The sequence below is a fragment of the Calothrix sp. PCC 6303 genome (genome assembly GCF_000317435.1).
GTDB lineage: Bacteria > Cyanobacteriota > Cyanobacteriia > Cyanobacteriales > Nostocaceae > PCC-6303.
The window spans coordinates 4,891,806-4,904,413 of sequence record NC_019751.1; the positions used below are offsets into that span (position 1 = coordinate 4,891,806).

Here is a 12,608-nt window from a genome sequence, read left to right on the forward strand (position 1 = left end):
AAAACTAACTGGTAAAATTACTGTATTCATGTTAGATCAATAGTTGTTACTAATTTAAAAGATTGACAATCATCGCCAGAATCTTTGCTTTTACCAGAGAATAATAAAAAATCATGATAGTTGCTCCCAAATCTGAAAATGAAGCAAAAAGAATCGAGGCACTTTTAGAGTATAAAATTCTTGATACATCTACAGAGGAAGCATTCGATGATTTGACTAAATTATCTGCATATATTTGCGATGCCCCAATTGCATTAATTAGTTTTGTTGATGATAAGCGTCAGTGGTTTAAATCAAAAATTGGTTTAGAAACATGTGAAATATCTCGTGACTTAGCATTTTGTACTCATGCAATTCTACAAAAAGATATCTTTATTATTCCTGATACTAAAGAAGATGGACGTTTTGCTCAGAATCAATTAGTGACTGGTGAGCCATATATCCGTTTTTATGCAGGTATACCCCTAATTAATCCAGAAGGACAAGCTTTAGGAACACTTTGTGTTATTGATCAAAAACCGAGAGAACTAACTTTAGAACAGTTAGAAGCATTACGTACAATATCCCGACAGGTAATCAAGTTGCTTGAGTTGCGACGGAAGTTGAATTTTCAAGGATTTTTCAGCAATATAAAGAAAGCAAAGAATAAAGTTCAGAAACTATTATTCAAAAAAATTGCAACTTGGTTTATAGTTGCATCAATAATTTTGATTGTGATAGGTCTAGGATTTTATAAAAATATTAGTTTGATTATTAATATTAATAATCAACACAGTATAACTCAAGAAAAAATTAAAATTCATCTGCAAATATTAAGTAATATCAAAGAAGCACAACACGGAAAGAATAGTTATCTTCTCACAGGTCAATCACAATTTCTTGAATCTTATAATACTGCTATCAGCCAGATTCAGCCACAAATTCAAGCATTGAACGCAATTGCAACAAATTTGGATCAGAAAAAACAAATTGCAATTATAGAAAATCTAGTCGCTATAAAAATTAAACAAATTCATCAAATCATTGATTTGAATCAACAAAATAAATCGGACTTAGGATTAGAAATATTTAAATATTATAATAACACTGAAAATATTTTGAAGGATATTAAAAATATCATTCATGGTATGGAACAACAAGAAAAGAAATTAATTATTAAGCAGTCTGCGGATATTAATATTAGTTTCAGAAATACAGTTTTAAGTATCATCTTTGGTATATGTTTGAATTTGATAACACCTATCCTTTTTTACCATTTAATTTATCAAGAGCTGATCAAAACAAACCTAATAGAAGATAAATTAAATCAAGAAAATCATCTTATTTCTACAATTCTAGATAATGCAAATACATTTGTAATTGTACTGGATTCACACAGTCAAATTATTCGTTTCAATCAAGCTTGCGAACAAGCTTTAGGTTATACATTTAATGAAGTGAGAGGCAAAAACTTTTATTCCGTGTTTCTACCAAAAAAAGAAGTGGAGAATTTGTCACAAATTTCAGAAATAAGATTAAATATTAATAAGTTACGTAATCAGGAAGACTATTGGGTAACTAAGGATGGAAGTCAGCTTTTAATAGCTTGGTCAAGTGCTATTTTAGAAAATATAGAAAACGCACTAGGGTATCAATACACAACTATCACTGGGATTGATATTACAGAGCGGGATCGTACAGAAAAGCATCTAACTGCACAATATGCAACAACATGTGCAATTGCTGAGTCCACTACAATGACTGAGGCAATACGACGTATATTAGAAGGGATATGCGAAACTTTAAAATGGGATTGGGGAGAATTTTGGATTGTTGATGAGTCTAAAAATATACTTACATGTCTTGAAGTTTGGCATGGTGAATCTATAGTAGCTGAAGAATTTAAAATTGAAACTTTAAAAAGTAATTTTTATCCAGAAATTGGATTACCTGGTCATATTTGGTCAACAAGTCAACCTATATGGATGACAAATTTACATCAACAAGATGGTTTTTTACGACAAGAATTCGTACAACAGATAGGATTAAATACTGCATTTGGTTTTCCTATTTATAGTGAAAACAAAATACTTGGTGTTTTGACTTTTTTTTGTCGGGAAATTAGACAATCTGAGACTGATTTAATGATGATGATTACCTCTATCGGTAATCAAATTGGTCAGTTTATTCAACGAAAAAAAGCAGAGGAAGAATTACAACGACAAAATTTGCAGTTGTGGTTGTTAGCTGATGTCAGTGATAAAATTCGTCAAACATTAAAACTAGATGAAATTATTTCAACTAGTGTAAAAGAAGTTCAAAGACTTTTACAGTCCGATCGAGTCCTTGTTTTACGCTTACAAGCGGATAATTCTTTAATACCTATAGAAGAAGTAGTAGTTCCTGGATTACCTATTGTTTTAGGGCAAAATATCAATGATCCTTGCTTAGTAGAAACTTATATAGAAAAATATAAACAGGGATGGGTTAGTGTAATTCATGATATTGATAAATCAGATATTCAACAGTGTCATATTGAATTTCTCAAACAATTTGCAGTCAAAGCTAATTTAGTTGTTCCCATTTTATTGCAAAATCAATTCTGGGGATTACTAATTATTCACCAATGTCATTCTCCCCGTTATTGGACTGCTTGGGAAGTTGAATTATTAGAACAATTAGCAGATCAAATTGGTATTGCTCTTACTCAAGCAGAACTATTAGAATCAGAGACTCATCAACGTCAAGAACTTGAAGTTGCACGTCATCAAGCAGAACAAGCATCGCAAGCAAAAAGTGCTTTTCTGGCAAATATAAGTCATGAAATTCGCACTCCAATGAATGCTATTTTGGGGATGACTGGTTTGTTGTTAGAAACTACTTTAAACCGGGAACAAAGAGATTTTATTGAAACTATTAGAATTGGTGGAGATGAACTATTAACACTAATTAATGAGATTTTAGACATTTCTAAACTTGAAGCTGGGGAAATGGCTTTAGAAACATTAGATTTTAATTTATCTACCTGCGTAGAAGATATTTTAGACCTTTTAGCTCCTTTAGCTCATAGTAAAGAATTAGAAATAGCAGCTTTAATTGACTCTAGTGTACCAATTTTTCTTCAAGGTGATGCTAGTAAATTGCGCCAGATTATTGTCAATTTGACTAATAATGCAATTAAATTTACTAGTCAGGGTGAAGTCGTATTAGGTTTAGAGTTAGTGTCACAAACTTCCACTGATGCAATAATTTTATTTAATATTAAAGATACTGGTATTGGCATTAGTCTAAAAGATCAAAGTAAGCTATTTAAAGCATTTATACAAGTTGATGCTTCAACTACACGTAAATATGGAGGAACAGGTTTAGGATTGGCTATCTGTAAACAACTTGTGCATCTCATGGGTGGGGAAATAGGAATTGAAAGTGAAGTAGGTAAGGGGTCAAATTTCTGGTTTAAGATTCCTTTTAAAAAGCAATTACAACCTCTCTTACCTCAATCTAATTTAGAGGAAGAGATTTTAGCTAATTGCAGCTTACTTGTAGTTGATGACAATGCAACGAATCGCAAAATTATTTATCATCAAGCTACTAGTTGGGGAATGCGAGTAGATCAAGCTGAAAATGCAATTGTTGCCTTGCAATTACTTCACTCTGCTGCCAAAGAGAATATTCTCTATGATCTAGTAATTATTGATATGCAAATGCCAGAAATAGACGGCATTACATTAGGAGCAAAAATTAAAGCCGATTCAGCAATTTCAGAAATACCATTAGTTATGCTGACTTCCACAAATGGTCGAGATGAAGTCAAACAAGCACTTGAGATTGGATTTTATTCATATTTAGTCAAGCCTGTCAAGCATTCACGTCTACTGGATAATATTATGAATATTTTAGCCAAAAAGCTTGATTTGGAGTCAAAAAAATTTACTTATTTGAAGAATAAGGAAACTTCGTTACTAGAAGAAAATGCTATTTTAAATACTTCTAAACTGAGAATTTTACTTGCTGAAGATAATGTTGTAAATCAAAAAGTTGCCTTGAAACAATTACAAAATATTGGATATAAAGCTGATATTGCTGCAAATGGTCAAGAGGTTCTGCGACTGCTCAAAAAAATTCCCTATGATTTAGTATTTATGGATTGCCAGATGCCAATTCTGGACGGTTTTGATGCCACTAGAGAAATCTTAAACTGGCAAGAAAATACATTTGCTGCTCGTCGTCGTCCAATAGTAATCGCAATGACAGCAAACGCAATGAAAGAAGATCAGCAAAGATGTCTTGATGCTGGCATGGATGACTATATTAGCAAACCTGTATCAAAAGATAAACTAGCAAATGTACTGAAGCGATGGAATTCTTTTATTCAGAAAAATTATGAAATATGCTCTTCAGAAGTAATTGATACAAATAACTCTTTGAATCAAGAAAAAAGATCGATTGACTCAATTATCAATTGGGAACACCTGCATCAATTATCTGAAAATAACTCAGAATTTGAACTGGAACTTTTGCAAATATTTGTTAATGATGCACCGGCTCATATTAAATCACTGAAAAACGCGATCGCATGTGATGACTTTCAATCGATAGAACAGGAAGCTCACCATATCAAAGGTTCGGGAGGGAATATTGGTGCTTCACAGGTACAGTTGACTGCTGAGAAACTTGAACAATTAGCTTTTGCATCCCAAACTAAAAATATGATGCAATTAGTTACTTGTATAGAAGATGATATTGCTCAAATTCAGGAATTTATCGAATCGCTGTAATACCCCTGCCTCAAGCTTTCGTAGGCTAACGGAACTGTAGAATACAAAATCTGTGGGTGGCGACTTTCCCCAGACCGCAGGTACATCACTTTCACTGATGCTTTTAAAGCAGGAACTTTGAAACTCTGGGGAATCCGTGATCTGCATTTCTACCAAGTTAAACAAGATATTTATGAGATAATAACTGAGGAAAAATGGGAGAAGAAAAAATAACCATTGACCAAGAGATAGAATTTAATCCAAAATCAAAGATTCCCAACTCCTGATGCTCAATTATGAAACTTGTTTTTGACCCAGCGATCGCAGATAAAATAAACAAGATGCAACAGCGTGTGCGCTGGCAAGATCCGCTCATTGTTGAGCGGGGAATTGACCAAACAAGTTTGGTACTAGAAGATGGTGACAATAAAAATCCGGAATTTTCCTTTTTAGTTGCTGGAGATAGCGGTTCTGGTTCCCACCGAGGACATAATCCTCAACGTGAAGTTGCTAAGTTAATGATTCCCCATCACCAAGAATGCCGTTTCATGATTCACACTGGTGATGTTGTTTACTTAGTTGGCTCTAAGGAATATTACCACCAAAATTTCATTAAACCCTATCGAGAGTTTATTGTTGGTGGTGAAAATCACAAAGATATTCGCTACGATAGGATCTGCTTTCAACAGCCTATTCTACCAGTTTTAGGTAATCACGATTACTACGACCTACCTGCTTTGTGGCAGATAATATCATTTATAACTATGCCACTTAGACCCCTCATTCAATCTAGATTTGATTTAGATGTGGGTTTACATGGCTCATACCAAGGTGATGCTTATGCTAGAGCTTTTCTTGATTATCTCAAAGCTTATAATTTACCCGCAGAATTAACCCAGCATCTTGATCAATATTACACTGGTCAAACCCATACAGGACGATGTTTACGTTATACACCAGGGGAATTCACCCGTTTACCTAACCGTTACTATACTTTTCGTTATGGGGGTATTGACTTTTTTGCCCTTGATTCTAATACTTTCAACGACCCAGATCCCATACCAAAAAATCAGGCAGGTGCAGATTATCGTCAAAAAATAGAGCAACGTCGTCAAAGTCTTCAACAGCAAAGAGATGTAATTCTTCAAACTTTAACGCAACTTGATTTAAATAAACCAGATCAAGCTGAACAACTTGATGATTGCTATGCCAAAGTATCGCAAATCGAAGAGATGATTGTCGATATCGAAAAACAGCTTAACAGCAATCAGCAAACAGTAACTGATACCGAACAATTAGAATGGTTGAAAAACAGGTTAATTGAATCGTGGAATTCCTCGGAAGTTCGCGGCAGAATCATCTTTTTTCATCATCCACCTTACGTTACTGAAGCTACGAAGTGGAATCAGGCACAGACAAAGGCTGTTAGACAGCGTTTACGTGGTGTTTTTGATGATGTTGCTGAAGTTTTGGGAAAAATTGACAGGCAAATTGTTGATTTAGTGCTGAATGGACATGCACATTGCCTGGAACATTTGCAAACTCTTGATACTGGACATGCTGATTCCTATATTGATTGGATTGTTTGCGGTGGAAGTGGCTTTAGTTTACGTCGTCAGCGTAATGAAGGTAGAGATATATCGGAAACATTTGATGATGAGGGTGAAAAACGAGAGCGCTTGGTAGCTAAGTCTCAACTTTTTGTTGGTCGAAATGGTGAAGGTTCCCATCGTCACCGACCTTATTCATGTTTACGAATTGATGTTCAATCTGGAAGCGTGCCGAAGTTTGTGATCCGTCCCATGATTGCTGAATGGTATCGGCAAAAATGGCATCATTGGGAGGTTGAACCATTTGTAATTGATTGTAATGATAAGAGAGCACAGGGATAAATTGAGACCAAATGAGCGAGCGCAAAATCATGGCTGTTAAAGTTGGAGTTTTTTGCGTTAACATGATAACGATTCTCATTATGGCTAAATATGAATACAACTACTACACCAGTTGATAAGCTAGATTTAGAGTTACCAAAACGGGGAATGCCTGTCACTATTATCACAGGTTTCCTAGGTAGTGGAAAAACAACGCTATTAAATCAAATCTTGAAAAATAAGCAGGATTTAAAAATAGCTGTCCTTGTGAATGAATTTGGTGATATAAATATTGACAGTCAGCTGCTTGTCTCGGTTGAACAAGATATGGTGGAACTGACTAACGGCTGTATTTGCTGTACGATCAATGATGGCTTGGTTGATGCTGTATACCGTGTTTTGGAACGTGAAGAAAAAATTGACTACTTAGTAATTGAAACTACTGGAGTTGCTGACCCATTACCAATTATTTTGACATTTTTAGGGACAGAATTAAGGGATTTAACACGCTTAGATTCAGTGCTTACACTAGTGGATGCAGAACTATTTGATGCTGAACATTTTCACAGCGAAGCTGCTTTAAAGCAACTTACATACGCTGATATCACTCTGTTGAACAAAACAGATTTAGTTAGCACAGAAAAGCTCAAAGCTTTGGAAGATTATATATTTACAGTTAAAAGCGGCGCAAAGATTCTCCATTCTTCCTATGGTGAGGTTCCATTACCTTTGATTTTGGGTGTGAACCGAAATTCCCATGATGAGTATTCGTCGGAACATCATGAACATCATCACCATGAAGATCATAAGCATGAACATCATCACCATGAGGATGCTCACCATGAACATCATGAGCATGAACATCATTCAAATCACCTAGATAATGACGGTTTTGTGTCGTTCTCCTTTCAATGCGATCGCCCTTTCGATGTACAGAAGTTTGAAACGTTCCTTGTGGAAGAAATGCCTGAGCAGGTTTTTCGGGCTAAAGGTATTCTCTGGTTTAGTGATAGCGAACTACGGCACATTTTTCAACTCAGTGGTCAACGTTACGATTTACACGGGGACGCTTGGACTACATCCCCAAAAAATCAGATCGTCTTTATTGGTAGAAACTTAAATGGGGATCAAATAAGTTCCCAGCTCTACAAATGTTTGCTATGATTAAGAAATGTTAAGCAATTATTAGTAGTTGCTGCTTAGTGACCAGTATTCTGTCGAATCAACTTTGACCAATATCACCCACCTTAGACCCAAACTAATGAATTTGAAATTGACAAATTACTAGTCTGATAGCATCAACCACTGAAGAATCAGCACCTAACAATCAACAAATCATAGTTATTCGCGAATATGACTTTATCGATTCGTCCCGAGTTAACCTCTGCCGATCAGATTATTTCGTCTTTGTCCAAACAGCAGCAAGATCAGCCTAAAGTTACGGATGCAGAAATGATGCAAGCCGTACGTACTTTACTAATTGGTTTAGGGGAAGATCCCGATCGTGAAGGGCTAATAGATACTCCAAAAAGAGTAATGAAAGCCCTCAAGTTTCTGACAAAAGGGTACAATGAGTCCTTGGATGAACTCCTAAATGGAGCAGTATTTACCGAAGATGCCAATGAGATGGTATTGGTTCGGGACATCGATATATTTAGTTCTTGTGAGCATCATATCCTACCAATTATTGGTCGTGTCCACATCGCCTATATCCCCAACGGTAAAGTAATCGGTTTATCGAAACTAGCTCGAATTTGTGAAATGTATGCAAGACGCTTACAAGTTCAAGAACGTTTAACTATCCAAATTGCAGACGCACTCCAAGGATTGCTAAAACCCCAAGGTGTAGCAGTTGTGGTTGAAGCGACTCATATGTGTATGGTTATGCGCGGCGTGCAAAAGCCTGGTTCTTGGACAGTAACCAGTGCGATGCGCGGTGTATTTGCTGAAGATGGACGTACCCGCGAAGAATTTATGAATTTAATTCGCCATAGCCCCAACTTCAGATAAAGTCATTTTAATTTAGTAATGTTAGGGAAAAAGCGATCGCGCGATCGCTTTTTCCCTTCACACCGCATGTTAGCGTCTGGTATCATCTCAACCAGCCCAAGTTACCCATTTGTGAGACAAACCTGGATGGGTTCTTTCACTACTCATTTCCATCTGAGAAATCACTACACCAGTTAAATCAGCCCCAATAATTTCAGCTTCATTAAAATTAGTTGCAGTCAAATTCGCATAAGAAAGAATTGCCCCACTAAAATCTGTCCCGCTTAATTCTGCTTCACTCAGGTTGCTACGGGTCAAATTCGCCAAAATTAAGCTAGCACTACGTAAATCAGCCCGAATCAAATGAGCAGCTTCTAAATTAGCTCGGATTAATTGAGCGCCAATTAAGTTAGTATCACTCATATTGGCATGGTTTAAATTAGCCCCGCTCAACTCGGCGTTTGTTAAATTGGCGCGATTGAGAACACAACCAGCAAGATTAGCATGACTCAGGTTAACGCCGCTCAGATCTGCACCGCCAAAATTCGCACCTCTCAAATCAGCATCTGCTAGATTAGCTTGATGCAAAATCACTCCACTGAAATCTCGTTCGCCTGCGGCATAACGATTTAGGAGGGTATTGGTATCCATAAATTGCCTCACTATTCCTAATAGGTTTGTTAATAGCCCCTCAAACCACAGAAGTATGCCAAATTTTGGATGATTCTACCGGAAAACCACAGAGATATTATGAATCGAAACTGTAGAACCTTTACGCAGTAACACTTTAACCAAATCAGTTTTTAATTGATGGTTGAGATTTGGCTAAAGCTGATACTTTTTATTGTGCTGGAATTTTTGTCATTTGAACCACTACTTAACAGAAATATAAGAGTACTATTAAGAATTGTTAATTGTGTTGAAATTTCCAAGCCCCTCAATTAGTGAGATTCCATGTAACCTGCCACAGTTCCACTACAGTTATCTACTTTTAGAAATACACCAACAGACAGGTTTAATTAATTTCAGAAACAAACCTATTAGCGCCGCGTCATTCTCACAATAAAGCAAAGGATGCATAAGGAATTTAGTATGAAACGCTTTCACCGCTTGAAAACAGGAACAGTCACATTGATGGCTATGATGATGTCAACAAGTGCTATTGCTCCCTTGTTGATACTGTCCCCTGCAAACGCTCAATTTCGGACTGCTCAAAATAGAACTCGTGATATCACAATCAGTTCTGGTGCAAGAATTCCTACCACATACGACAAAGACAAAATCCTAGTGGCAAAGGGAGAAACAACAGACATCACACTGAAGGTGGCTAGTAACATAACCGACTCTCAAGGAAATATTTTGATTCCCCGCGACAGTAAAATTAAGGGGAAAATTCAGCCATCAAATCGTTCTTCTCAACAGGGAGCGCAATTTGTAGCTAGAGAAATAGAGTATCCCTCTGGACAAAAGCAAAATTTTAATGCATCTTCTGATGTCATTACCCGCACAGAAAAAGTTCAAAGAGGTGCAAAAACTGGTGAGATTCTCACAGATGCAGCTTATGGTGCTGGTGCAGCGGCTTTGATTTCCCTAGTTACAGGTAATAAAAAAATTGAGGTTGGAGAACTGTTAGGTGGTGGTGGTGCTGGTGCTTTAGCTAGTATTTTATTACGTAAGAGTAACTCAGAGTTAATTTCTATTGATCCTCAAAATGATTTAACCCTGAGACTAACTTCACCTCTAACTGTTTCGGTCAATAACCGTTTTTACTAACTAGATATCTTTGAAAAAGAAAGAATGTAGAGATTTGTAATTGCTACGTCTCTATAAAGATTTCACAAAATGAATCAGCAATTTCTGAAGATGTCTAATCTGTAAAGGGATTCTAACTATAATTAAACCCCGAATTCTTTCAAGGAGTCGGGGATTTGTTTTATCTACAGCAGGCAAAGGGAAAACTGAAACGGAGCTTGTATACATGTTCCGCGCTCTTCCTACTACTGCCCACTGCCTTGCCTCAACTACAATTTTCAATACCCACCTACTAGTCTGTCAATTTTATTTTGACGGTTATGTACACATCCAGAATCCCGTAGAGACGTAGCAGTGCTACGTCTCTACGACCATCATTTTTATCTTGACAGACTACTACTTAATTGAATTCTAATTAATTTTGTTGTTTTAGCAACTATTTTTTTTGTTTTGCGTCATTCAATACATAAAGGTTATTTGAACTACTTCAAATAGAATCAATATTTCATAGAGGCAAATGATTTTCTCATTGTTGTCTATTGTTGCCTGTTGATATATATTCCTTTGTTCATAATATATCTATGAATGAGTTTTTAGTCCTTAGATGCTGCGTAAATAGATGCAGTATTAATTGATATTTGCTTGTGTTGCAGTCCTTTTTAAACTAGAAAATTCTCGGCAAAATCAATTAGATTGGAACTTTATCACTGGATAAATAATCTAAGTAATCAACATAAACAAAATAATTATTAGGAAGTAAATCGATGTTTGGTCGTTATAATTTTAAATCTGGATGTGCTGCATTTATGGCTTTGGGAGTAACCGCAGGTATGGTTGCACCATTGTTAACATCAACTGCATCCTTTGCTCAAAATTCTAGTTCTTTTTCAGATGTTAGCTCCAATTATTGGGCTGCAAATTTCATTCAAGAATTGTCACAGCGGGGGATTGTTGCAGGTTTTCCAGATGGTCGTTTTAAACCAGATCAGGAAGTAACTCGCGCTCAATTTGCGGCAATGCTAAATAAAGCGTTCCAAAAAGCACCAATTCGTTCTGGAATTCGATTTGCTGATGTTCCTAGTAATTATTGGGCAACAAGCGCGATTCAAAATGCTTATGCGACTGGTTTCATGTCTGGGTATCCCAGAAATACTTTCCAACCAAATCAAGCTATTCCTCGTCAACAGGTGTTAGTTTCTTTGGCTAATGGTTTGCAATATTCACCTAAGGGTAATGTAGAAGAAACGTTACAAAATTTCAACGATGAAGGTAACATTGCAGACTATGCGCGATCGCCTATTGCCGCAGCTACTGAAAATAACGTTGTTGTTAACTATCCCAACCTCAAATTCCTCAACCCTACCCAAGTTACTACCCGCGCTCAAGTTGCAGCATTTATTTACCAAGCGTTAGTTAGCAGCAATCAAGCTTCTAGCATCAATTCACCTTACATCGTTTCCTTAGGCAATGCACCCGATGATAATGGTGGTGGAGTTATGCAGGTGTTGATTCCGGAAGGAACCACAATTCCTGTAAAATATGAAAATGCTGATAAGAAGAAGATTCTTGTTACTAGAGATGAAACAGCACCTTTGACTCTCACTGTTTCTACTAACGTGGTGACAGATACTGGTAAAGTGGTGATTCCTGCTGGAACCACTGTGGTGGGACAACTCAAACCAGTTAAAACTCAGAAAGGTTCCCAATTCGTTGCCCAAAAACTTGTTTTGCCTAGTGGACAAGAGTATCAAATTAATGCCCAATCACAAGTAATCACCAAAACTGAGACTGTGAAAAAAGGTAGCACTACAGGTGCAATTGCTAAAAATGCTGTCCTTGGTGGTGCTGCGGCTGCTGCTGTCTCTGCTGTAACTGGTGATAGAGCAGTTGCAACGGAAGAAGTTCTTGGTGGTATTGCTATCGGCGGATTGATTGGTCTGTTCTTTGGAAAGAGCAGTGTTGATTTGATTGTGATCAATCCAGATACAGATCTAGAAATGACCGTCAACCAAAACCTACAAATCTCTTTAAGATAGATGGACGTAACTGGATTCGAACCAGTGACCCCCACGATGTCAACGTGGTACTCTAACCAACTGAGCTATACGTCCGCAACTTTAGCACTTTTATAATTTTACCACAGATATATCTCAAAAAGCAAGTATGTGGGTTAGCTATTGAGTTTGATTAACTAGTTGTAAGATTTATCACCTAAAAATTTTGAACGCGATCGCATATTTCCTAGAGTGTGCGATCGCTT

At 36.6% G+C, this 12,608-nt stretch carries 7 protein-coding genes, 1 tRNA gene and 1 pseudogene; 7 read left to right on the top strand and 2 right to left on the bottom strand.

The features are described 5' to 3' along the window. Positions 1-113 precede the first annotated feature (113 nt). From CAL6303_RS19920 to folE, 5 genes and pseudogenes are all read left to right on the top strand, one after another. The gene (locus CAL6303_RS19920) at positions 114-4,757 is read left to right on the top strand and encodes a GAF domain-containing protein (protein WP_015199636.1); all 4,644 of its coding nucleotides are present in this window, start codon (positions 114-116) and stop codon (positions 4,755-4,757) included. A gap of 27 nt (positions 4,758-4,784) precedes the next feature. Continuing rightward, positions 4,785-4,922, top strand: a pseudogene (locus tag CAL6303_RS31265) (RNA-guided endonuclease TnpB family protein); the annotation flags it as partial. A 110-nt stretch (positions 4,923-5,032) separates the two neighbouring features. Further along, entirely contained in the window at positions 5,033-6,628 is a 1,596-nt protein-coding gene (locus CAL6303_RS19925; protein ID WP_015199637.1) for a metallophosphoesterase family protein, read from the top strand. A 90-nt stretch (positions 6,629-6,718) separates the two neighbouring features. Continuing rightward, positions 6,719-7,771 (top strand): CobW family GTP-binding protein, encoded by a 1,053-nt coding sequence (locus CAL6303_RS19930; protein ID WP_015199638.1) that lies wholly within the window; start codon positions 6,719-6,721, stop codon positions 7,769-7,771. Positions 7,772-7,960: 189 nt separating this feature from the next. After that, positions 7,961-8,617 (top strand): GTP cyclohydrolase I FolE, encoded by a 657-nt coding sequence (gene folE, locus CAL6303_RS19935; protein ID WP_015199639.1) that lies wholly within the window; start codon positions 7,961-7,963, stop codon positions 8,615-8,617. Between the two features lie 87 nt (positions 8,618-8,704). Here the strand turns inward: folE and CAL6303_RS19940 are convergent, their stop codons facing one another. Beyond that, complete coding sequence (locus tag CAL6303_RS19940; protein ID WP_015199640.1) at positions 8,705-9,247, bottom strand: pentapeptide repeat-containing protein; 543 nt, start codon at positions 9,245-9,247, stop codon at positions 8,705-8,707. Between the two features lie 441 nt (positions 9,248-9,688). Here CAL6303_RS19940 and CAL6303_RS19945 point away from each other — a divergent pair, with 441 nt between their 5' ends. Both CAL6303_RS19945 and CAL6303_RS19950 read left to right on the top strand, forming a co-directional pair. Further along, positions 9,689-10,369, top strand: coding sequence for a hypothetical protein (locus tag CAL6303_RS19945; protein WP_015199641.1), 681 nt, complete (start codon positions 9,689-9,691; stop codon positions 10,367-10,369). A 743-nt stretch (positions 10,370-11,112) separates the two neighbouring features. Further along, complete coding sequence (locus CAL6303_RS19950; RefSeq protein ID WP_015199642.1) at positions 11,113-12,384, top strand: S-layer homology domain-containing protein; 1,272 nt, start codon at positions 11,113-11,115, stop codon at positions 12,382-12,384. A 1-nt stretch (position 12,385) separates the two neighbouring features. Here the strand turns inward: CAL6303_RS19950 and CAL6303_RS19955 are convergent. Continuing rightward, positions 12,386-12,459: transfer RNA gene (locus tag CAL6303_RS19955), tRNA-Val, on the bottom strand. Positions 12,460-12,608: the final 149 nt, after the last annotated feature.